The 24,004-nt window shown below is 47.1% G+C and carries 20 protein-coding genes; 9 read left to right on the forward strand and 11 right to left on the reverse strand.

The genetic code is table 11. The features are described from left to right. Position 1 precedes the first annotated feature (1 nt). Positions 2–1,165, forward strand: coding sequence for an XrtA/PEP-CTERM system-associated ATPase (locus NF212_RS18145; protein ID WP_434362098.1), 1,164 nt, complete (start codon positions 2–4; stop codon positions 1,163–1,165). Positions 1,166–1,175: 10 nt separating this feature from the next. Here the strand turns inward: NF212_RS18145 and NF212_RS18150 are convergent, their stop codons facing one another. From NF212_RS18150 to prsK, 6 genes are all read right to left on the reverse strand, one after another. Beyond that, the gene (locus NF212_RS18150; protein WP_434362100.1) at positions 1,176–2,288 is read right to left on the reverse strand and encodes a nucleotidyltransferase family protein; all 1,113 of its coding nucleotides are present in this window, start codon (positions 2,286–2,288) and stop codon (positions 1,176–1,178) included. Next, a complete protein-coding gene (locus NF212_RS18155) occupies positions 2,275–3,168 on the reverse strand; it encodes an HprK-related kinase A (protein WP_434363017.1) in 894 nt (297 codons plus the stop codon). Before NF212_RS18155 ends, NF212_RS18150 begins: the two co-directional genes overlap by 14 nt. A 12-nt stretch (positions 3,169–3,180) precedes the next feature. Continuing rightward, the gene (locus tag NF212_RS18160) at positions 3,181–3,495 is read right to left on the reverse strand and encodes a hypothetical protein (RefSeq protein ID WP_434362101.1); all 315 of its coding nucleotides are present in this window, start codon (positions 3,493–3,495) and stop codon (positions 3,181–3,183) included. A 7-nt stretch (positions 3,496–3,502) separates the two neighbouring features. Then, positions 3,503–4,285 carry a hypothetical protein gene (locus NF212_RS18165; protein ID WP_434362102.1) on the reverse strand — a complete coding sequence of 261 codons (783 nt, stop codon included), beginning with the start codon at positions 4,283–4,285 and terminating at the stop codon, positions 3,503–3,505. A 202-nt stretch (positions 4,286–4,487) separates the two neighbouring features. Beyond that, positions 4,488–5,861, reverse strand: a complete 1,374-nt coding sequence (gene prsR, locus NF212_RS18170) for a PEP-CTERM-box response regulator transcription factor (protein WP_434362103.1) — start codon at positions 5,859–5,861, stop codon at positions 4,488–4,490. Further along, on the reverse strand, positions 5,848–7,893 hold the full coding sequence (gene prsK, locus NF212_RS18175) for an XrtA/PEP-CTERM system histidine kinase PrsK (RefSeq protein WP_434362105.1): 2,046 nt from the start codon (positions 7,891–7,893) through the stop codon (positions 5,848–5,850). The genes prsR and prsK overlap by 14 nt, the downstream gene beginning before the upstream one ends. A 470-nt stretch (positions 7,894–8,363) precedes the next feature. Between prsK and NF212_RS18180 the strand changes: the two genes are divergently transcribed. The 3 genes from NF212_RS18180 to NF212_RS18190 all read left to right on the forward strand — a co-directional run bounded on the left by NF212_RS18180 (position 8,364) and on the right by NF212_RS18190 (position 11,264). Beyond that, complete coding sequence (locus NF212_RS18180; protein WP_434362106.1) at positions 8,364–9,059, forward strand: SDR family oxidoreductase; 696 nt, start codon at positions 8,364–8,366, stop codon at positions 9,057–9,059. A 210-nt stretch (positions 9,060–9,269) separates the two neighbouring features. After that, positions 9,270–10,361 carry a glycosyltransferase family 4 protein gene (locus NF212_RS18185; protein ID WP_434362107.1) on the forward strand — a complete coding sequence of 364 codons (1,092 nt, stop codon included), beginning with the start codon at positions 9,270–9,272 and terminating at the stop codon, positions 10,359–10,361. 192 nt (positions 10,362–10,553) lie between these two features. Next, complete coding sequence (locus tag NF212_RS18190) at positions 10,554–11,264, forward strand: DUF445 domain-containing protein (RefSeq protein WP_434362108.1); 711 nt, start codon at positions 10,554–10,556, stop codon at positions 11,262–11,264. A gap of 98 nt (positions 11,265–11,362) precedes the next feature. Here NF212_RS18190 and NF212_RS18195 read toward each other — a convergent pair whose 3' ends face one another. The 3 genes from NF212_RS18195 to potE form a co-directional block, all read right to left on the reverse strand. Then, a complete protein-coding gene (locus NF212_RS18195) occupies positions 11,363–12,268 on the reverse strand; it encodes a glycosyltransferase family 2 protein (RefSeq protein ID WP_434362109.1) in 906 nt (301 codons plus the stop codon). 269 nt (positions 12,269–12,537) lie between these two features. Then, positions 12,538–14,841, reverse strand: coding sequence for an arginine decarboxylase (gene adiA / locus NF212_RS18200; RefSeq protein WP_434362110.1), 2,304 nt, complete (start codon positions 14,839–14,841; stop codon positions 12,538–12,540). Between the two features lie 248 nt (positions 14,842–15,089). Next, on the reverse strand, positions 15,090–16,421 hold the full coding sequence (gene potE / locus NF212_RS18205) for a putrescine-ornithine antiporter (protein ID WP_434362112.1): 1,332 nt from the start codon (positions 16,419–16,421) through the stop codon (positions 15,090–15,092). An 861-nt stretch (positions 16,422–17,282) separates the two neighbouring features. Between potE and pdxY the strand changes: the two genes are divergently transcribed. The 4 genes from pdxY (at position 17,283) to NF212_RS18225 (ending at position 20,448) form a co-directional block, all read left to right on the forward strand. Then, positions 17,283–18,140, forward strand: a complete 858-nt coding sequence (gene pdxY, locus NF212_RS18210; RefSeq protein WP_434362113.1) for a pyridoxal kinase PdxY — start codon at positions 17,283–17,285, stop codon at positions 18,138–18,140. A 145-nt stretch (positions 18,141–18,285) separates the two neighbouring features. After that, positions 18,286–19,140, forward strand: coding sequence for a DMT family transporter (locus NF212_RS18215; RefSeq protein ID WP_434362115.1), 855 nt, complete (start codon positions 18,286–18,288; stop codon positions 19,138–19,140). 361 nt (positions 19,141–19,501) lie between these two features. After that, entirely contained in the window at positions 19,502–19,822 is a 321-nt protein-coding gene (locus tag NF212_RS18220) for a DUF2834 domain-containing protein (protein ID WP_434362117.1), read from the forward strand. 77 nt (positions 19,823–19,899) lie between these two features. Then, positions 19,900–20,448 (forward strand): DinB family protein, encoded by a 549-nt coding sequence (locus NF212_RS18225; protein ID WP_434362118.1) that lies wholly within the window; start codon positions 19,900–19,902, stop codon positions 20,446–20,448. 43 nt (positions 20,449–20,491) lie between these two features. On the opposite strand, the gene NF212_RS18230 is transcribed toward NF212_RS18225, so the two are convergent. Beyond that, positions 20,492–20,764, reverse strand: coding sequence for a DUF6482 family protein (locus NF212_RS18230; protein WP_434362120.1), 273 nt, complete (start codon positions 20,762–20,764; stop codon positions 20,492–20,494). Between the two features lie 161 nt (positions 20,765–20,925). Between NF212_RS18230 and NF212_RS18235 the strand changes: the two genes are divergently transcribed. Beyond that, complete coding sequence (locus NF212_RS18235) at positions 20,926–21,417, forward strand: GNAT family N-acetyltransferase (RefSeq protein WP_434362121.1); 492 nt, start codon at positions 20,926–20,928, stop codon at positions 21,415–21,417. Positions 21,418–21,495: 78 nt separating this feature from the next. On the opposite strand, the gene NF212_RS18240 is transcribed toward NF212_RS18235, so the two are convergent. After that, positions 21,496–23,466 (reverse strand): putative bifunctional diguanylate cyclase/phosphodiesterase, encoded by a 1,971-nt coding sequence (locus NF212_RS18240; RefSeq protein ID WP_434362123.1) that lies wholly within the window; start codon positions 23,464–23,466, stop codon positions 21,496–21,498. Positions 23,467–24,004: the final 538 nt, after the last annotated feature.

Raw genomic sequence — 24,004 nt, forward strand, 5'->3', positions numbered from 1 at the left:
CATGTATGAATCGCATTTTGGCTTTACCAGTAAACCTTTCCGACTGAGCCCGGATCCACGCTTTTTTTTCGCCAGCCCACATCATGACAAGGCGATCTCCTACCTGAACTACGGGTTGTCTCTTGGTGAAGGTTTTATTGTGGTTACCGGCCCTATCGGTACAGGCAAAACTATACTGGCCCGAAATCTTTTGTCTTCTGTAGATGAATCCATTGTCGCCACACAAATCGCAACCACCCGGCTTAACCCGGAAGAGTTAGTAAGAATGGTGTGTGCGAATTTCAGCATTGATGCCAAAGGAATGAACAAGGCAGAGGCACTGAAAGCACTGGAATCTTTCCTTATTGAGCTGAACAGGCAGGGAAAGCGGGCTTTGCTTCTTGTTGACGAAGCCCAGAACCTCCCGGCAGAAAGTGTGGAAGAGTTGCGCATGCTCTCAAACTTTCAAAGTGGCGACAAACCACTGCTGCAAAGCTTTCTTCTTGGTCAGGAAGAGCTTAAGAAGATTATTGAGCTCCCCCAAATGGAGCAGTTCCGGCAACGTATTATCGCATCATGTCACCTACAGCCCTTCAGCGCAGAAGAGACCCAGCAATACATTGAGCACAGGCTGCGCCAGTCCGGCTGGGATGGACACAAGCCTGACCTGAAGGAAGACATTTTCCCGGCCATAAGGCGTTGTACCCAGGGAATCCCGCGCCGCATCAATATTTTTGCCGACAGGCTGTTCCTCTATGCCTGTATCGAGGATAAAAAAGAGATCGGTGAAACAGATGTTGAAGCTGTCATTGCCGAAATGAACAGTGAACTTTCCGGTTTTAAAAACAAAATCCCGGAAGATGTCAAAACCCAAACCGGCAATAACGGGCACCATCCAGCCCATGCAGATCTTGGCTTTCCTACCCATGATCAAACCATGGCAGAACTGGATGCGGTGGCATTGTATAGCCGAGCCATTGACGACAAACAAACTGATTGGGACACCTTACGCGGCGCTAAAATGCATAAAACCCTGAGCGCAATTTCCAGTATTCTGGATGACGTAATACAACGTAAGGTCAACACGGTCAGGCATCTGGATAAAATGATTTCAGAAAAGAAACTGGAGCTTGCAGAGAAAGAAAAAAAACGAAAATCAGTCATGAAAACCTGGTTTAAGAAATAGCATTCCTCCGCTAAAACAGAGGCTCGTGTTCTTTTTCCGGTTTTTTAAAACTATTTGCCACTGCCAATCCAGTTTTCCGAACCAAATGAGGCAATAAAATGGGCATAGGCAAGCGTTTAACATGCCCTCGTAAATAGAGAGCAAGCGCCATAACGTCGTACCCGAAGGGGCGGTGCGGCGGGAAGCCGCTGCTGAAAACAGTCATAAATGCGTTGTCCAGCAACCGCAGTGCCACTGGGGCGGGTGCATACTGGCTGTAAAATGCCATTACTTTTTCTGGCACAGCAAGCCGGAACAGCTTCTGGCAATACCTCAAAGCCAGATAAACAGAATCCCCCTGCCCAACATCTTCCTGAATAGAAATTAATGAATGCCACCCCTCCGGTACCTGTGACAAACGGGAAAACAACAGGTAAAGGTCAAACAGATCCCGCGGGCCACCCCGGTATTCACTTTCATAGAAAAGGTGGATCGCACTGTGGATGATCATCGCCGGCAAAGTGAGAACCCGAATTCCCTGTTCCGTCCATTGGGTGTAACGGAGTAAATTCAATGCCTGATCACTGGAATCAAGAGCCTTGGGAAGGATCCGGAAGTGGACGTCCAGTTCGATACGCCGCTCATAGTGTTTCAATGGAGGGATCTCCTGAGACCACTCCCGGTAAAACCTGTCGTCATAACTGTTTAACTGACTGTGTACCCAGCCGGATTCCACTAATTTTTCTTCTACACCTTTCAACTGACGTTCGCTCACCCAAACGTCTATGTCGGACATTGTCCGGCCTGCAAGCTCCTCAATCTTCGCCAGGTGATATGCCGCACCTTTCAGCACGACCATATCTTGGACAGCATCGTCGCCCAGTGCTGATGTCAGCATTCTGAGCTCCCTGACCAGCCCCCTTTTCTGCACACTGAACCGGTGAAAATCATTGCTTAATTGTTGCCGTACAGCCAGCGGAAGTTGCCCCCAAATTGAGCGATGGTAATGGCAATTGCCATTAAAGAGTGGCAGCAACTGCGACTGCATACCGAAAAAACGTGCTTCACTGATAATTTCAGCTTGCTCACGGGGTCCGAGGCAGGCGAACAACTCGGGGCAACGTAAAACCTCAACCAACCGCATGATCGTACTCCCCCCATGAACAGGAATTAAGTTCGGTTTCCAAAGCCCTTTCACAAGCTGAAAAATCGCTGTATTCCACGTAAACAGCCGGCGTGTGATCAACCAGTTTCCTGCCAGTCACAAACCCTTTCTGGTGCAGCGTGCCATGATTGAAACTCTGTTGGAGTATTTCCGTGAGTGCCTCGCAAGGGGGGACCTTCTCAATAAAGCACTTCTCGGTGGTCGAGTGCTTTACGAATACCAGCAGTGACGGGCTGACATGCAAGCCCGCCGGCAGTTGTTGCCCGGCATCAGGGTACAGAAGCTTCAAGGTTCCCTTATGAGTGTCACGAATCTCTTCGCTGAACTGCCTGCTTTGAAAATAGGGGGAAATAACTGGAATAGAGCCATTTTTCAGGTTCATTGGCCGGTTCAGCCCTTCAACCGTCAATGTGTTGTGATCAACCAGTGCCAGTTCGTCTGAAAGCAGTTTCCAGCCACGGGAAACCAAATACGCACACAGGGTACTCTTTCCAGACCCACTCGGTGCACAAATGATTACCGCTTTTCCATTCTTGGCCACTACGGCGGCGTGAACAATCAGGTACTGATGGGCGTTGCCGGCTATTACCCAGTTCATTCCCCATTCCAAAACAGCATTGGCATGGGCCAGCGGCATGGGCTTAAACGGCATTTGGTGATTGAAACAGAACCTGACCTGCCTGCGCCACCAACGTCGGGCGCCTTTGCCCGGAAGGAGTTGGATTGCGTAGTCGAAGTAAGCCTCCGGCTCCAGGGACAAATGTTCTGCGTATACCTCTTCAAGATAGTGCTGAACCAGAGGTAAAGAGGTCGAAATTGAAAACCTAAACGGCCCGGCGTTAAGGCAATACTGGCGCATAGTGGTCAAGCGTCATCTCCAGTTGACCTTTTTAACTTCAATAAACTCCATACTCTCAAGCGTATTCAGCAGGTTCCTGGCGTAATCAGAATGACATTCAGAGAAGGCCGAAAGTGCAAAAACCAGTGGGCTTTTCTGACGCAGCAGCGAGAGAAACACAAGTACAACAGAATCACAAAGCAGTGACTCTCCTGTACGGGGGCTGAATATAACGACTTGATCACCGGCTTTGTATGTACAGTTATCGACCGAAAATTCGTCGACAATTTTTACGTCGATGTCAGCATATGGCACGAGGTTATCGTCAATTAACTCAACCAGGGGCATACATTTATTAACTCCATGTTTCAATTTCACTTTTCATTGAAATAAAAGGTTTAAAAACATCCATAACCCCTGGTTTTGGGCGAGTTCGCTTAAGCAAGGCCAACTGCGTGTTCACGGATGAATCCACAGCGGAATCCAACCGGCCGTTAAGGGTCAAAGACGTATAAGGATAATCAATTGCTGTCGGGAAAAGGCTGTTTAAATAAGCCACCACCAATGACTGGACGAACCCGGCCGGGTACTCAAATATATTGATGTATTCCTTCCTGTTTTTTCTATTGTTCCGTCGTTTAACAAACAGGAACTTCACTTTGTAACTCGCTGTACTACCGGCCTGCAGCACATCCCAAATGGAAGGGTTATCGCAGTCCTGAAGGTACAGGCGGTAATACCAACGGCTGCTGGCGTCGTAAGAGTTGTTTTCCCAGCCATGGAGGAAAAGAGACATAAACTGCGTAGTTTTGGTGATGTTATTGGCTCTCAATGCCTGTAATACCGGGTATTCAGGATTGCCTGATACCGCAGTAAATACACGCTGCCAATATTCCGCAGAGCGCGCCGCAGACTGGCAATTTCCCGGGTTTGATGCATTACCGGATAAAACGGCTGTAATGCTGCACTGCGCAGTCCCGGTTGTCCCCCAGGCTACCGGGCTTTTCACCGTAAACAACAGAGGTGAAGTTACGGCAGCAGACTGGAGAAAACGACGCCTCGAAAACCGGCTTCCCGCCGTATTGCAGTTTGGCTGAAGCTTGGTTTCATGATTTTGGTTATTCTCTGTTGGCTTCATATCCGTGCAAATCCCAATTAAAAATGACGTTGGTTTCATTCACTGAATCAGTTATGGATTAGCAAATTATGTTCCTACCTCCAACTCGGGTCTTTTTTCCTTTTTTTTACAACACCTAACGACTCTGTTGACGGTTTATTACCACATACTGAATTGGAAAAATGTAAAGGAATCCGACAGGGACAAAGTCCTATACCCATCCTCAATTCGGTGAGTTTCTCTCTAAACCGTATTTTTCCAGCAAGCTGTAGAGCGTTGGCCTTGAAATACCGAGCAATGACGCTGTTTGGGAGATGTTTCCATCTGAGTAATCAATCGCCCTTTGTACCGCGACACGTTCAGCTTCTTCACGGATAACCCGCAGGTTCAGAGGCATCGCCCCTGCTTCCGCCTCACCTGAACCGGGAAGCATCAAGTCAAACGCGGTCAACTGCCTGCCGTCAGCCATGATCACCGCCGACTTAATTTTGTTCTGTAGCTCCCGGATGTTGCCCGGCCATGTATAGGAAAGCAGAGCCTGGCTGGCATCGTCACTGAAGCCGTTTACATTGGCACCCATTTGTTTGGCAAATCGCATCAGGAATGTTCGCGCCAAAAGCAGGACATCTTCGCCGCGCTCCCTCAACGGCGGGATATTAATGGTCACTTCGCTGATTCGGTAAAAAAGGTCTTCACGAAATGCACTTTGCTGAACCATTTGCTGCAGATTCTGGTGGGTTGCGCAAACTACCTTCACGTCCACAGGGATTTCCCGCCGTCCGCCTATCCGTTCAATCACCTTTTCCTGAAGGAACCGGAGCAGCTTCGCCTGCAGGCTGAAAGGCATGTCACCAATTTCATCAAGAAACAGTGTCCCTCCATGGGCACATTCAATTTTGCCTTTCGTGGTACGGTGAGCCCCGGTAAATGCTCCCCGTTCAAACCCAAACAGCTCGCTTTCAAGCAGATTTTCGGGAATGGAAGCACAGTTGATAGCGATAAACGGTTGTGTTTTTCTGTCCCCGCCATCGTGGATAGCGCGGGCAAACAACTCTTTGCCGGTACCACTTTCCCCCAGTAACAAGGTGCTGACTTCCGTGTTGGCTACCCGTTCGACCATTCGGCAGACCTGAGTGACCACCGGGCTCGCCCCAATGATTCCATGGTCAGACAGATCGGCCTTTTTCAACTGACGGTTTTCATGCTCCAGACCGGCAACCCAGAAAGCCCGCCTGACCATGACACCCAGAATTTCATCATCGATAGGCTTGGCATAAAAATCATGTGCACCCAACGCGATAGCCTGCAGCGCATTTTCCTTGTCATCATTGCCGGTAATCACAATCACTTTGGTGGTAGGCACCAAGTTAAGGATTTCTTCAAGGGTGCGAAGACCTTCACTGGCATTGGCGGGATCAGGAGGCAAGCCCAAATCAAGGGTCACCACTTTTGGCTCATAGCGGCGAATTGCTGCAAGTGCAGACTCCCTGTCTGTTGCCATAACAGGTGAGAAGTCACTCAGCGCCCACTTGAGCTGCTTTTGAACTCCAAGGTCATCCTCAACAATGAGTACTGTATTGTTTTTATTTGCTTCCATATTCCGATTCCTCAGTACTGAGTATTTCCTGCTGTTGCATAACGGGAACAGACACAGTGAATCGTGTACCCAAACCGGGCGTCGACATCACGTCTACCCGACCGCCCAGTGATTCAACAACTTTCCTGACTTCATAGGCACCAATGCCCATCCCTGCATTGCCTTTGGTGGTGTCAAAAGGTGTAAACAACCTGTTTTCAATAAAGCTCTCGCTCATACCACATCCCGAGTCTTCAACACATATCACTGCTTCCCGTCCATCTGACTTCAAGACCACTGACACACTGCCGCTATTATCGGTGGCGTCCTGTGCATTCTGGATTAGGTGGCCAAAAATGTTGTGTACCTTGTCTCTTGTAACCGACACCAACACCGGTTCACTTGGACCCGAGAAAACCGGTTCCGGCTTCTGCACTGCCCGTTCCTCACAGACTTTTTTCAACAGTCCAGAAAGCTCAACCCGTTCGACAGTTGATGATTCCTGAAGCTTTTGCCTGAGTTGGGAGAGCACCCTGTTCAGCCGCGAAGAAGCCGCTTCTACCGTTTCAAATGTGTCATCAATAAATTCCGGGTTGTCCCGGTGCCTGGCCGCATTACGGGTAATAAGTTGAAGCTGGGCCAGTACATTTTTCAGATCATGAACAAGAAACGCAGACATTTGGTTGAAGGCTTCGAACTGCCGGGTTTCTGCCAACGCCTGGTTAGTAAAATGGAGGTTCAGATGGACATTCAACTGGCTGCTAATCGCCCTCATCAGATCCCTGTCCTCCCAGTCCAAACCAGAGGTCGTTTGAGGTCTGGACAGCAAGCACAATGCTTTGATATCTCCCATTCCGAGGGGTACCACTATCTGGAACGGGTGATCCCCCTGCCCGTCCCCGGGTTCACGCTCAGTTGCAAGGTCAAATATCCAGTTCCTCTCATGGGCTGCGTTTCCAAAATGCAACACCACGTTTTCAATGTCCGGGTTGTTTTTGTCGGTTCCCTGTTCAGCCTTTACTGTCCAATAGCCGTTTTGGTACACAAGCAGGACACCGTACTGGCATGCAAAGGGGCGCATCAATGCGTGAAGGGACATGTCAAATGGTGATCCCCCTTGGCCAGACATAATCTGGGAAAATTTAATCCACTCTTCCCTGTACTCATACCGGTTCGCAAAAAAGTGTTTGGCAATGAATACCTTGGTACGCCGGCGAAGTGACTGGGAAAGAAAAAGGCTGACAAGAAGAAGTACACCGACCGAAAACAGCAGGTGTTGAGCCATTCCCCCCCAGCTGCCGCCTACGTGTTTCACGTAGTAACCCACCAGAGCCATCACCAAAAGGTAGCCTCCGGCTACCAGTAAAATTGTGGAGCTGTACACGACTGTCCGAGAAACAAACACCCTTACCGACCAGTGATTGATTCGTCGGGCAGACATCAGTACCAAGGGAATAGTAAGAAGTGTCACCCAGCCACGTGCTTCCCAGTAGGTAGCAGAGACTGAAGAGGTAAGCAGGCTGTCTGCATAGAGTACAAATCCATAGCCGAACATCACCCCTAACCCCAGGCACAAAGGCTTGACCGCATAACGGGCTGAAGGGTGGACCTGGCGGAAAAGGTGCTCAAGAAGTAACAACCCTAGGATTGATTGCAACAGGTGCAGTCCAAACAAGATTTGCGGGGATACCAATACATCAAACAGTGATATTACTTCACTGAAAATGGACAACACGCCTGTAACGACTGCTACTGTCCCAAGGTGAGTCTGGAGGAATAATTGCCTGAAAGAAGAAACCGGCTTGATTGCACAGAGAATCACCGCAATCCAACCCAGGTTGCATAGGGTTTCGGTTGCAAGTAACGCAACGTAAAACTGGCCAATGTAAAACTGGTACGCCAGAGATGATGCCCAAACAGCAGACAAAAATGATGAAACCATGAAAACTCGTTTCTCAAACGAGTTCTTCTTTACCGTTAAGGCAAGAAGTATCAGGCCAACAAAACCGACAGCCACCAATCCATAACCAATTATTCCGAGAAACTGCTGCAAATGTCCCTTCCTGCAAACCCTTCCAGAGGGCGAAAACTAACGGGCTGTTCCCGCGCATAGCGGCTCAAACCCCGTAACTTTAGCAGCGGCATACACGTCTTAGGTCTAAGATTAATAAGACTTATCTCAGTTTCTCAGTCGCTGATCATGTTCTTATTAGTAAGACGAGCCAAGTTAATGGCAGGGAGTAATCAGAAATTAATTAGTTGCTTATGGACTGGCAAACCACGGATACCTTACATAACGTGCTGTAAATTATTTTTACGTAAGTTGTAAAGCATACTGACAGTGAAAATGGCTTTGCGATCAATATCGATTATTGCAATGAAACAGCCATTAGCTTGATATTGGACAAATCACGACCAGGCGAATTGCTTATTAATTAAGCAAAAGGACGTACACCCACTGGATAAATTCGATAGTCCGAATAATCAATCAGTCTTATCGGGCTCAGGAATCAGGGAGAAACCATGAGCAAAAACATGCTTATTACAGGTGCTAACCGGGGTATAGGGCTTGCACTGGTCACAGCTTATGTCACAGAAGGCTGGAATGTTATCGCATGCTGCCGGGATCCAGACAAAGCCGATGCACTGGCTGACTTGGCCCTCGAGCACCCCAGGCTGGCAATACATGCTTTGGACGTCACCGATCATGATGCTATATCCCAATTGGCAGACAAACTGCACGACACGTCTCTGGACCTAATAATTAACAATGCTGGCTATTACGGCCCAAAGGGCTACGGTTTTGGCAACACCAGCGCCTCAGAGTGGAGAAAGGCTTTTGAGATCAATGTCATCGCACCTTTAAAAGTTGCAGAAGCTTTCTATCCCCATTTAAAAACCAAGCAAACTGGTACCATAGTTTCCCTTTCATCCAAAGTCGGAAGCATGACAGAAAATACTTCTGGAGGCGGATATATTTACCGATCTACAAAAGCGGCGCTCAACTCGGTAATGAAAAGTCTCTCAAACGATCTGCTAAGTGAGGGAATAATCTGTGTTGCACTCCATCCAGGATGGGTAAAAACAGAAATGGGTGGGGATAATGCCCAAATTACTGCTGACGAATCCGCAGCTGGTCTGAAAAAAGTGATTGAAAATCTGACTCCGGAACAATCGGGTGGCTTCTTTAATTATCTGGGTGAAGCACTGCCCTGGTAATCAGTAGGTGCCTCATACAATCTGGCCGGGTGCGCTTTCCCGGCATTAATTAAACGGCCGTTTATAAATTTACAGTGTAAAATCGCCATTCCGTTCAATTATCATACAGATCCGTATCTACTCAACTATGAGACAATTCTCGATTACGTCCCTTGGTACAGTCTTTCCGTCAAGAGACCGAATTTCTTCATAGGGATGGCCCCTAAAATAATGAAAACACTGCTGCATGTTTTTCCAACATTTGCTATCGGTGGGCAACAGATACGGCTGATCCAAATAGCGAATAGGACACAGAATGAGTACCGTCACATCATTCTTGCCCTGAATGGCGACTATTCGGCAAAAAGTAAGTTTTTGCCGGATACTGATGTCCACTATCTGGAAACGGAGGATTTTAAGTCTCTTCCGATATTTACTCGCCTCCCAAAAATCTGTTCCATCCTCAAAAGCCAACAATTTGATGTTCTTATGACGTATAATTGGGGCTCAATTGAATGGACTCTATGCGGCAGGCTGTTATCCAAGGTCCCCGTCATTCACTGGGAAGATGGCTTTGGTCCGGACGAAAAAGAGAAGCGAAAGTTACATCGTAACTTCTTCAGGAGATTGGTACTTTCAACCTCTTCGACCACCAAACTGGTTGTTCCGTCTCTGGGGCTTTTGGATATTGCCAAACAAGAGTGGGGATTGCGGGGTTCCAGACTGGTATATTTCCCCAATGGCATTGCGCTGCCTGACCCGGAAATGGCAAAGCAGACTGCCTCACCGAAGATAGAGCACAGCCACCCAACTACCATTGCTACGCTTGCAACTTTACGTGCAGAGAAAAACATACCCCGACTAATCGATGCATTTGCAAACATGGTTTCCAGAGGCCGGTTGAAAATAGGCGGTGATGGGCCCGTCCTGGCCTCCCTGCAAAAATATGTCTCCTCTCTGGGGCTGGAGAATCAAGTCACGTTTACCGGCAGGGTGGAAGATGTGTGGGCATTTTTTGATGATGTGGACATCTTTGCGATTTCATCCGATACGGAACAAATGCCTATTTCAGTCCTTGAAGCTATGGCTGTAGGGCTTCCCATCGTATCAACCGATGTGGGGGATGTCCGAAATATGCTTTCGACAACCAACGCCAGTTATGTGGTCTCACCAGACAAATTTGCAAAAGCCCTGAATGATCTGGCATCAACACCGGAAAAATGGCACACCCTAGGGGCAGACAATAAACATAAGGTTAAACACGCATACAGTTTCGAGCTTGTTCTCCAGAATTTCCGCAAATTAACAGGATCCCGCCTTTAGTAATTGAAAAAAATTCCAAAACCAAAACCAAAACCAAAACCAAGACAGCAGGCCCTTGGTGAAATTATCAGCAAAACATTCCCTATATCATGAAAACTAGCGACATCTGCACCCTAACTTTGTGTTGCCTCTTGAAACATAGATTCCTGTCATTAAAATTTCCGCCGTTTGGGGTTTCCTGAGAGTATTTACGTGAATAATAAAAGCCTGATTACTAACTTATTGGCACTGGTTGCGCTGGGTGCCGGATACTATATTGACAATGCGCTGCTGTATTCAGCCGGACTTTTTGCTTTTTCCGGAGCAATTACAAACTGGCTTGCAGTACATATGTTGTTTGAAAAAGTACCGGGCCTTTATGGTTCAGGTGTCATTCCTGCCCGTTTTGAAGAGTTTAAAGCGGCCATCAAAACATTAATGATGGAACAGTTCTTTACAGGCGATAACATCGACCGCTTCCTTAAAAAAGAAATGGTTTCACCAACTGGGCTGGATATTGCCCCAGTCATGAAAGAAGTCGATCTAAACCCGGCATTTGATTCACTTCTTGATGTAATTATGCATTCCCAGTTTGGCGGTATGCTTGCCATGTTTGGCGGTGTCGAAGCCCTGCAGCCATTACGCGAACCGTTTATTGAAAAAATGCAGGTTTCCATTGCCGACATTGCACAGCAAGACAATGTGAAAAATGCATTGGCCGCACAGATCGAATCCCCTGCGATGATGGATGATATCCGGACAACCATTGAGGAAATCATCGATCAGCGCCTAAATGAGCTGACACCAAAACTGGTGAAAGACATTATCCAAAAGATGATCCGCGAGCATTTAGGCTGGCTGGTTGTATGGGGTGGTGTGTTTGGCGGGCTTATTGGTGTGGTATCAGCCCTACTGACTGCCTAACGGCAAAATACGTGGAGCGCAGGCTGGCAATACCGCGCTCCCTAATACACCCAGACGAACAGTTTCCTTCCTCAATTACAACCCACCAGCCAGTTACGTCATGAATACCTTCGTCTCGTCTTGGGATGGGAGGTCAGGCGCTTATAGGCTATCAAATCAAACACGACATTACCGGAAAACCAACGGATTAAACCTGGTGTGATATCCGGTAATTCCTGCGCTGTAGCTGGCATTGCTGATAACCCTTTTTGTTTGAGCTGCGGCACGATAGTGCTTTGCTGAAAATGTCGCATGGAATAACGCACCCGACGGCGAAGGTAGGTATATATATCCCTGCGGCTCATTGGGTTAAGGCTGTCATATCTGAAAACTGCACCGGAACAAACGCCGATATTTCGCATGGGGTCATCTTCCGGCGGGTTAAGGTCGCACGCAGTCAGGTATCCCAGCATACTGTCATCACCGATTAGCCCACGAGGTAGCCGAATATTTTGCTTCCTCACCCTCTCCAGGAAAACCGGTGACATTAAGTACAGCCCACCGGTAAACAGATGCTTCTCAAGCAACTGTTTCTGCCAGTCCTTGGCACTTCTTCCACCGTCGTATGGATAACCAGAAACTGCATTGTAGTTGGGGTGGGCCCGGAAGTAGGTAATGAGGTTGGCCAATGCAGCTTTTTCAAAAGTCAGATCCCCGTCAGCAAAAACTGCAATGGATTCACCATCAAAGTGTTCATAGACAAAAGTGTTCCACGCATTGGCTTTATCGCCCAGCGAAATGTTCACAGGTGTAATGCCAGGTAACTCATTTGCCAAAGCCTGAACCTTTTGCAAGGTGTTATCCCTGCAGCCATTTATCATGACATAAACACGTGCGGGATACGGACGGTAGGCCTGGACGAGACTTCTCAGGGAATCCTGAATGCAGTCTTCAAGGTTATGTGCCATGACACAAACCTGGACAGACAGTTTTTTCTGAGGCGAAAATGTAAAATGTGATGCCATGCTTACGTCCCTGCTGGCAATTTATTCTTAGATGCAGCTTTTAGCTTAACTAACTCACTGGCAAAGTTTGATCGCACTGAAGCCCTAACAGACGCCCAATCTCATTCATGACACAGCTGGCCAAAAGCGTTTCCAAAACAGCTTCATAAAAAAAGGGCATCCATCCGGATGCCCTTTGTCTTACAGTTTTTTGTTTGCACTGGCCATAGGGCCAACTGTTTGTCTACTCAACGAGTTTACAAGAAGAGTAAACGGGTTATTCAGTGCGATTAGTCGCGCAGTGCAGACTCTTTGATACAAAGAACGTGGTACTTACCGTCTTCTTTCTCTGCACCTTCAGTTTCGTGTTCGAAACCTGGGAATTCTTCATCCCATGCTTCCAGCGCTTTCAGGTACTTGATCTGAGGGCTGTTAGCATCACCGAAGTTTTCACCGCCCATCAGCATTGGGATGCCTGGTGGGTAAGGGATAACAGAGTGCGCTGCAACGCGGCCAACCAATTCGTCAGAAGCAACCATTTCAACGTCGCCACCAACAATGTGTTGGTATGCCAGACGTGGCTTCAGTTCAACTTCTGGCAGAGTTGAGTATGCTTCGTTCAGAACCTGGCTTGGGTTGTGACGGACCAGGTATTGGAACATACGGTCACCCAGGTCACGCAGGCCCAGACCCTTGTAGATTTCTGGTGCAGTTTCTACCAGTTCAGGCAGTACTGTTTCCAGATCTGAGTTCGCATCGTAGTGACGCTTGAACGCCAGCAGGGTATTAATCAGGGTGTCGCGCTTACCTTTGGTGATACCCATTGAGAACAGGAACATCACCTGGAAGTCTGTAGTACGGGTAGGAACGATACCGAAACGGCTCAGGTATGCGCTTACCAGTGCAGCAGGAACACCTTTTTCCAGGAACTGACCTTTGTCGTCCAGACCAGGAGTGAGCAGGCTCACTTTGATTGGGTCCAGCATACACCAGTCGTTGTCGATGTCGTCAAAGCCGTGCCACTTGTCACCCTGGCGCAGTTTCCAGTTTTCCTGAACAGTCATCAGTGCTTCTACAGAAGCATCTTCAAACTTAACTTGCTCGCCATTGGTTTCAGAAACAACTTCTGCGTTCCAAGGCTTGAAGAACCAGTCGCCGTCAGCAGTGTAGTCGTTGAACAGCTTACGCATGTTCTGACGGAAGATTACCGCTTCACGGATAACTTCGTTAGTCAGAGACAGACCGCTTTCGCCTTTCATCATGTTCGCTGCAACGTCGTTAGACGCACAGATCGCGTACAGAGGCGAAGTTGATGTGTGCATCATGTACGCTTGGTTGAAGCGATCGAAGTCGATTGCGTCTTCACCGTTACGAACGTGAATGTAAGATGCCTGAGACAGTGCGTTCAGCAGCTTGTGAGTTGAGTGAGTAGCGAATACTGTTGGACCCTGGTGGTCTTTCGCTTCACCACGCATCGCGAAGTGACCCTTGTAGATAGGGTTAAAGCGAGCGTAACCAAACCAAGCTTCATCCATGTGGATGCGGTTTGAGCTCTCAGACAGCAGAGATTCTGCGTGCTCTGAGTTATAAACCATACCGTCGTAAGTACAGTTGGTAACAACCGCGTACTTAGGCTTCTTGTTCTTGGCATCTTTAGTCATCTTGCCTTCTGCAATCATCTTTTCGATGTTTGCAGCAGCCATAGTTGACTTGCTGATTGGACCAATGATGCCGTAGCAGTTACGGGTTGGAGTCATGTAAACAGGGCGTGCACCGGTCAGGATCAGGCCTTGTTCGATTGACTTGTGGCAGTTACGGTCAATGATGGCGATGTCGTCATCTTTCAGACACGCTTGCATGATGGTACGGTTTGAACCAGAAGTACCAACGATACCAGAGTAAGACTCGTGAGCACCGAAGATCTTGGCTGCTTCAACTTCGCTGTCTTTGAACGCACCGGTGTGGTCAAGCAGTGAACCCAGTGAAGCACGCTCGATACCCATGTCGGTACGGAACAGGTTTTCACCGTAGAACTGGTAGAATTGGTTACCAGCTGGTGTTTTGGTGAAACCGATACCGCCCTGGTGGCCAGGCGCAGACCATGAATATTCGTGGATGTCGTTGTACTGCATCATGGCTTTCATGAATGGTGGTACAACTTGGTCGCGGTAACGCTTCATTGCAGCAACGATACGACCAGCTACGAAGTCTGCGGTGTCTTCCAGAACAGAATAGCACTCATGTACACGTTCCATCAGTTTGCGGTTTGCAAGGATAGAAGTGCGGGCACGCTCTGCCAGCAGGAATACTGGAACTTCTGCCTGACGCTCTTGCAGAGCCATCAGCAGTTCAACTTCTTCAGTTGAATTTACGATTTGTTCTTCTGTTTTTTCCAGAGTCAGCACCAGGCTGTCAATCTGGGTGGCCATGATCACGGCCATTGCATCTTCGTATGAAGTAGCAGTTACGATTTCGATAGAACGGTCGTTCAGCTCTTTAACCAGTGCGCTGGTTGCGCGGGCAGCATAGCTGTGTTCTTCAATATGTTGCGGCTCTACTACCAGAGTGCGCATTTTGCTGAAGTTGTTGCTCATAATTAATACCTGATTTTCTTTTGCAGTATTCGCTGCGAAATTAAATTTCGGCGTCAACGCTTTGGATGGTCTGAACTTATCAAGACAGGCCAGGCATTGTTGTCAACGTATCTTTGGTATTTGCTTTAATAGAAATAAAGCGAAAGTCCGTTTTATTTATTCCTTGGCATCCTTGCCTGTTAAGATTCCTTTATTAATAACCGAGAGGTTTAATTCAGTTATTAATTTATTCTTTATGCGGGAGCTAATTATTTAGCGTGAGCCTGCATTTCTTCTTTAGTATCGCGAGCTGCGATGAAACCGTAGAAGATGTAACCGAGCAGAGTCAGGATAGTACCGCCGAACACTGCATCTGCACCGCACGCATATACACCGTAGATGCTGTAAAGAACGGCCAGCGTACCCACTGTTGCACCCAGACGATATTGAGACTGAGTAACCATGTTCTTGCGAAGCATAACTTCCAGACCAGTCATAGACAGGATGTAAGGAACCATGTTCACAAATACCGCCAGGTTCAGCAGAGCATTGAACTGGTTAACCAGGTCTGGAGAGATAGTCATTACAGCCAGAACCAGTTCCAGAGCCAGCATGATAAGCATGCCAGGGATTGGTGCGCCTGCTTTGTTGGTTTTCGCGAAGATCTGAGGGAACAGGTTAGTATCTGCTGCCGCTTTAGATACCTGTGCGTTGGTGAACTGCCAGCCCAGCAGAGAACCGATACATGCGATTACTGCAGCCAGAGTAACGATATCACCTACCATTGGGCTGAACATTTTGGCAAATACCAGACCGAATGGTGCGGTAGATTGAGCCAATTCAGCGTTAGGGATAATACCCTGGATTACAGTGGTAGACATGATGTAAACGATGGCAGCAAAACCAGTACCGAACAGTACAGCCAGAGGTACGTTACGCTCTGGGTTTTCAACCGCGTCAGAGTTTGCACCAGCAGATTCGATACCCAGGAATGCCCACAGGGTCAGTGCGATACCTGAAGATACAGAGTGCATAGTGGTGTCATGATGTGGGTTCCATGCAGACAGGAAAGTCTGTGGATCGAACCACCACCAGCCAATTACTGACAGGCCGAATACTGGCAGGATGATACCCCATACAGTCACAGATGAGATCTGGCCTGTGATCTTGGCACCACCGAAGTTAGCGACCATGGTCAGTACCAGAATTGCCACAACACCGTAGAAAGTGTGCATAGGAGTATCAAGCCAAGGTATGAATGGTTTGATATAACCTACTGCTGATACTGCGATGGCAACACAGCTAATGACCAGACATACATAGTATGTATAAGAAGAAATAAAGAATGACGATTTGCCGTGAGCTTCTTCAGAATAAGCTGACATACCGCCAGAACGTTTACAGAAAGCACCACATTTCGCAAAGGTGTAGGCAATACACATTGCACCTAGCGCAGTGACTACCCATGAAAGGAGAGAAATGGCACCCACTTGTGCAAGGCTCGCTGGCAGCATAATAATGCCTGAGCCCATCATATTAACGGCAACTAGTACGGTCAGACCGACTAGTCCCATTTTTTTACCGCTTGCTTCAGAAGACATGTTTTCACCTTCAATTCAGATGATAAAGAATAAATTTATTATTCTTTGCCGTTCTACCTAATACCGAATCCTTGGTGAAATCGCTTTTGAATATAAGGGATGATTTCCTTTTTATCTGTCGGTCTTAATAAAAAAGAAATCTCCCTTATAAATTCGATCGGGTCCTGATTTTATTTTTCAGCTTTTATCACTCTAAGTTGTTCCCACTGAGTGAGACCCCCTTATCGGATGGGTGTATTTTTCAATAATTCTCGTTTCGAAAAAATGCTAAAAATGGAATCATTCATTGCACATATGCCGGAGAAAAGTGAATTTTTTCATTAAAATTCATTTTGTAATACAATTGAAAAAATCATTACCTTTACGCATTTTACAAAGATAGAAAACCCATCAAATCGCGCAATATCAACCGGTTACATAAGTGACATGAATGACTTTTTGTAAAATCATCGAATTTCCAGTCAAATGTGATGTGCGTCGCAAACAAAATTGCGTGAATACATATACCGTTTTATAGAATTTAAATGCACTTATTTTTTTCAACTTTCTGCAGAAAATCTGACGAACCACTAACGATGGATGCACAAACTTGGGTTAAAACCACTAGCAACCCCATGTTTCGTGTAAGAAATAACCAGAAATAGATGTTTTACGTTAAAAAATTAGTCAAACACGCTGATCAGATTTGTGAACATAAAGGACAAGCACTATGATCCATTCCGTGACGCGATATGGCTTACTCCCCAGCACGACCCCGCGCTGAATGTTCAACATATCGTTGTATTAATATCATCGCCCCTGCACCGCCCAGCACAAATGCATGCACGGGAAATGGAACAGGCCAGACACAGGTAAAGTCTTATGAAAGGTATCCTCTCCATTCAATCGCATGTGGTTTATGGACATGCCGGAAACAGTTCTGCCGTATTTCCGCTTCAAAGGATGGGATATGAAGTATGGCCTATTCATACTGTTCAGTTCTCAAACCATACGCAATATAAGGAAGGTTGGACTGGCCGCGCCTTTGCAGCAGAAGACATCACCTCTCTCGTCAGCGGTATGGATGCAATTGGTCAGTTGGGAAATTGCCGAGCGGTATTGACTGGTTACCAGGGTTCAGCTGAACAGTGCATTGCAATTAAAGATGTCGTATCCAAGGTAAAAGCGGCCAATGCTGAAGCCATCTATGTCTGTGACCCGGTTATGGGTGCACCGGACAAAGGCTGTATTGTTGCACCGGGTATCGCTGAGCATTTGATTAACACCATCATGCCAATGGCAGATGTTATCGTGCCAAACCAGTTTGAACTTAGCCAGTTTGCCGGCATGGAAATCAACTCCCTGACTGATGCTGTAGAAGCTTGTCAAATCGCCCTGTCAAAAGGCCCTAAAATTGTTCTGGTCAAACACCTCCACAGTGTATCGGACGAAAAATTCACCATGATGCTCGCTACACAAGATGGTTGCTGGATTGCCCAACGTCCCCATCTTGAGTTTGATAAGCAACCGGTAGGTGTCGGTGATTTAATCTCTGCCCTGTTCACTGGTAAGTATCTGGAACTGGGTGATGCTCCGAAGGCCTTCGCACATTGTAATGATGCTTGCTACGCTGTATTAAAAGAAACGTCGAAGCAAAACGAGTGGGAGTTACAAACTATCGCTGCTCAGGATGAAATTGTTTCACCAGTTGAATCCTTTGCTATTGAGTCTGTTAACTGATTCTGCGTTTTCGCTTGGCAAAAAAGGGCATGGATTGCCCTTTTTTCGTCCCTGACGAAAGACGAATGTCTCGGGTTGGGTCTTATACCCTAACTGTCTGATAAGTCTTTCTGATGGTTCGCTATTAATTTACAAGGATGTTGTTGTGCAACCAACCCAACCGCCAATCCGTACTGCCACCCTCAGCATTCTGGCAATGATTGCTTTTGCTGCCAATTCAGTGCTCTGCCGGGTCGCCCTAAAGGAGACCGACATAGATGCAGCCAGTTTTACAGTTATCCGACTCGTCTCTGGTGCAATCGTCTTAGCTGCCATCTGTTTTTTCCGTGACATGCAAGCTAAGCCCACACAGTTTGGTGACTGGCCTTCCGCGTTTTCGTTGTTTGCTTACGCGGCAGCTTTTTCATTTGCATATGTTTCGCTACCGACCGGCACCGGTGCGTTATTACTGTTTGGCGCCGTTCAGTTGACAATGATAGCGGCAGGCCTTTTGAGCGGAGAAAGACTGAATGTCCCTCAATGGACAGGGCTGGCCATTGCTATATCAGGACTGGTTTTGTTGCTCATGCCGGGTATCGACTCCCCTCCCCTTTTGCCTGCCATGCTCATGGTTATCTCCGGTATTGCCTGGGGTTTATACAGCCTTCAAGCCAGGGGAAAGGGCGACCCAACCAAGGTCACTGCCGGTAATTTCCTTCGGGCGTCCATTATGGGAATCACCCTGGTCCCATTTTCTTTGGTTTTAGGAATATGGGATACAAACGGTATTATGCTTGCGGTGATATCCGGCGGTATTGCGTCTGGCTTGGGCTATGTACTTTGGTACGCCGTACTCAAAAACCTCACTACCGTCTCTGCAGCAAGTATCCAGCTCAGTGTACCGGTCATCGCAGCATTGGGAGGGGTAATATTCCTTGCCGAGCCATTAACGATGACTCTGGTAATGGCGTCACTGACAATTCTGGGTGGAATTGCTTTGGTAATACGTCATCGAGCTTGAACTGGCTATGATCCCCTTTGTCTGGTAACAAAGTCATGCAGACCTAAAACGTCTGCACTTCCCAACAATCCAATCAACTCAAACTCTCAACACTGAGACATTCTCCGAAATTAATTTTGCTTTCACGGACTTCCTATTAATAAGACTCTACCCTTTACACAGATATAACCAAATCACTTCAAGGTGCTTGATTCAGAGTGATTTCACTGCGTTCAATTCAAGGAAAATACCTGTAGGAATGACCGTTCCCTTTCAAAGGCATTTGACAGAGAAGTGGACCCACTGAAACGCTCGCGAAGGGCGAGTTACAGCGACCGGATTAAGGCCAAAAGATGTACATTCAGGGAAGAAGGTTGAATTGATGAGAGTGCTATACGCCATATTGTTTTTACTTGGGGCAATCCTTCCTTTCACAGCCATGGCACCGTGGCTTTCCATCAACGGTTTAGATTTTTATCGAATGATTAAAGAGGCGCTTTCCAGCCCGGTATCTGCTTTTGCCTGGTTAGATGTGCTTGTTTCCGTTGTTGTTTTACTGATCTTCATCGTAGTCGAGGGAACTCGCCTTCGTATGCGTAAACTTTGGCTTCCGATTGTGGGCACATTGGCTGTAGGTGTCTCTTTTGGTTTGCCACTCTTCCTTTTTATGAGGGAAAAATCACTACAACGACGCATTTTTTAAAACTGCGGCAGCCTCTCCAACCAAAATGACATATCCTCTTTGCTAATATTGAGCCTGGCAAGGATTTGGAGGCGGTGATGACGAGGCAACCTTTGTATGCAATGCTGGCCGAATATAACAGATGGATTAACCACTCCATCTTTGAATGTGCCGCAAGCATGTCTGAGGACGATGTTTACAGTGATGAAGGTGCTTACTTCGGTTCAGTTTTTTCAACGCTCAGTCATATATTTACTTGCGATCTGCTGTGGTTGTACCGTTTCAGGACTCTTGAGGACAGTTGGACGTCGCTCAATGAATTGGATCAGTTTCCGTCACCGGCTACCAACTCAGAAGATGTTTTCTCTACCTTTGAGGAGCTTCACCAAGCACGCACTCGACTTGATGAAGTAATTGTGTCCTGGGTAGACGAACTGACAGACGAAGATTTCATACGTACCCTGACTTACCAAAGTACTACCGGTGACACCTTTACCAACGACTTCCCGGCACTGCTGCTGCATTTCTTTAACCACCAGACCCACCACCGGGGTCAGACCACAACACTGATCAACCAGATGGGGATTGATGTGGGTTGCACTGATCTAGTGGCTGTCGCCCGAGGTATACATCGCCAACACGGCTAAACAGAAAATGGCGCATGTCGCGCCTTTTTTGCTTTTTGTGTTTTCAGAGAGGAAGTGACACTTCAGCCGGTTGAGTAGCAATACTGCCCGACATTTCATCGTATGCTGATTCGAAGCGCATTTTCGCCAGAACATAACCTTCTCGCTTGAGTGCATCCTTTGCCTGAACCAGCCCATCGAAACTGAGGCCACGGCCATGTGAATCGCAGGCAAGCGCTTCTTCCTTTCCATCTCTCAACATAATCACATAGTGGTTGGCATCGGCGTAGCTTACGATAACCGGAGTCACTGTATTGTAAAGGTCAAGCTTCCTCATCTTGGTATCTCCTCGGCTTTCATCTTTTTCGACTACGGTTCAACATCTGGAACTGATCACTCAATTGTCCTGATCACTAAAAATAATGCTGTAAAAAACAGTTTGATTGATAATGCGTTATACCCAAACCATCAGGGTTGTATAAATTCAGGACGAATACGATGACAATAACAATTAGACATAGCACCGAAGCAGACGTTGAGCAGATTAAACGTATCTATGAGCAGGAAAGCTGCTATGCAAACACCCTGCAGGTTCCTTTCCCATCAGAAGAGTTGTGGCGCAACCGCCTGGAAAACCTCGCGCCCAATATCAAAAGCCTTGTTGCTGTCATAGATGGTGCCGTTGTCGGCCAATTAGGGTTGGAAGTGAATGCATCCCCTAGAAGAAGACATGTTGCAACCCTCGGTATGGGTGTGGATGAGCATTATCGGCGAAAAGGTGTTGGACAGGCACTAATGTGTGCAGCCATTAACCTGGCAGAAAACTGGATGGCAGTAACACGGATTGAGCTCGAAGTTTACGCCGACAACCTGTCCGCCATCTCTCTATATGAAAAGTTGGGTTTTCAGCGAGAAGGATTGGCAAAAGCATTTGCGTTCAAGGACGGACACTACGCAGATGTGGTGTACATGGCAAGATGCAAAACCTGAACGTGATTACCGATGATCTTACAGGGATGTCGAATGTTTCCCACAAAAAAACCGGGCAAGTGCCCGGTTTCATTTTAATCAGTCTTCACCCGGATGTTCAAAGAGATTAGCATGCAACTCTTCAAGTTGTTCAGGTGCCATTGGGCGCCCAATATAAAAGCCCTGGCAGTAGTCATATCCGCAGTGCTTTAGGTACTCAAGCTGGTTTTGCGTCTCAATACCCTCGGCAATTAAACGCAACCCCAGTTTTTCACAGATAGCCCGGGTGGCTTCAATTACAGCTAAACTGCCCTTGTGCTCCCCCTGGACAAAGCTCTTATCCAGCTTCACCGTGGTGATTGGTAAATCATGCAGTTGGGACAAAGACGAATATCCAGTACCAAAGTCATCCAGGTACAGCTCCACACCTATTTGGCCAAGGGCCTCAATACAATGCCGGGCTTCATCGTAATCCAACAGCATTGTCGATTCTGTCAGTTCAAGAGCAACCTGTGATGGCTTGATGTCATACTGCTTCATTAGCTCAGACACATAAGGTGCCAGCCCCGGCTGCAACTGGGCGCGCGACAGATTCACACTCACCATCAGGTCAATGCCATACTTGCTCTTCCAAGTACACAACTGTTTAAGAGACTGTTGCATAATCCAGCGCCCAAGCTGGACAATTTGGCCGGTTTCCTCTGCCAGAGGAATAAACTCCGCCGGTGACACATGCCCTAATTCTTCATCATTCCAGCGAACCAAAGCCTCGAAACCCTTGAGTGTTCCATCATCAGAGCGGGTGATTGGCTGGTAATGAACGGAAAACTCGCATTTTTCCAAAGCAATAGAAAGGCGGTGCCGTAAGCGGGCCTTGCGGTGGAGTGCACATGCCATCTCCGGGGTAAAATACAAGCTGCGGTTACGGCCCAGATACTTCGCCCGATGCAAAGCCATATCCGCGTATGTGATCAGGGTATCTAGGTTATCGCCATCTTCGGGGAAACGGGCAATACCGATGCTGCATCCCATAATGATTTCGCCGATATCACCAATCTCAAATGGCCGGTTCAACTCAGAAATCAACTCACGGGCCAGATCTCCAGGAATCCCCACCTGAGATCGGTCAATCTTAATGACAAACTCGTCACCACCAAAGCGTGCCAGCAAACCCCGGTTATCCAACGTTGCTTTCAGTCGCTCCGCAATGTCGGTTAAAAGCCTGTCCCCCACAGAATGCCCATGGGTGTCGTTAATCAGCTTAAACCCATCAATATCTAGAAACAGAAGGCTGTACGAACGGTTCTTATCGTTTTCAGCATGTACAACCTTGCCAAATCCTCTTCGGTTGACCAAGCCGGTCAGGTAATCCATTTCGGCGTGGTGTCTGACGAGTTGCATTTCATCCCGCCCTTCACCCAAATCACTGAGATCACTCAAGTGAAGCAACAACTGCTGACGATCCCCCAGCCAAACCCCTTCGACATCAAACCATTGAAAGTTTTGCCCAGTCCAACAACGGGCCCCGGCCTGAAAAAAACCGTTACTGCGAGCACTGCGTAACCAACGCCGGGCTAAATGGGTGTCCGTAGCAAAAGCTGCCAGGTCTCTTAATTCATTACCGAAATATTCTTCAAAGGCGTGGTTGATGCTGACAAGTTGCCCTTCAGAGTCAAATAGCAACGCGAGGTTGGTGAAGTCGGCAAGTGCAATATCGCGTCGCAAGCAAGGCTCATCCGCAATTACCTCTACCAACATTGAAGTTCGACCTTCAGGTGTCACGTAGCCTGTAAAATGACAAAGTACTTTACGAGTTATGTTGCCCGGTGTCAGGTTCCACCAGGTCTTTATATTTTCACCTGCATCGAAGCGCTTTTGATACTGGCTGAGCGTTACGTTAACAGCTTCTGACATGTCTTTAGAGAAATCACGCTGGCTTATTTCATCCAACGTTTTCGCATTCCAGAACATCAATGCTGCTTTATTAGCCCAGCTGATTCTTTTGCAATCAATATCAAAGATCCACACCGGTGACTGCAAACTATCCCAAAGCGCATAATCTGGCATCATGATAAACAGATTTATCCACGATAAATGTTGCCTTTCATAGTATCGGCAACGAATTGACAGAAATAATTAGAATTTGAATTATGTGATTTCGGTTCACATTTTTATGTTTGACTGTCCGTTGATACGGAGAGTTATCGAGTGTAACCGAATGCAATAGTTTATTCTCTCAAAGAAGAACTCTCTTACACAACTTTTTATTATTCAATTCTAACCCGCCTACGTTCTGTAAAAATTCATACATTTATTATTCATGGTGATAATACTTACATCTAGGCAGTTACGATATTGATATGAGATTGATCCACTCAAGAAACCATGGTGTCAAATGCCGGCACATCTGTATATTAATGACTACTTAAATAACTTTTAAAAAATGCATTTATCACAATTAAATTAAACAACGAGAGAACATTTACCACAAAAAAGAGATCATATCAGGCACATACCGAAAATAAGCTTATAAAGATAATGGCTAATTTTTAATATAAATGTTGTCTAATGCCCGAATAATTTTCGGGCATCTGTATAGTATATCGTG

The organism is Parasalinivibrio latis (assembly GCF_036825535.1).
GTDB classification, from domain to species: Bacteria; Pseudomonadota; Gammaproteobacteria; order Enterobacterales; family Vibrionaceae; genus Parasalinivibrio; species Parasalinivibrio latis.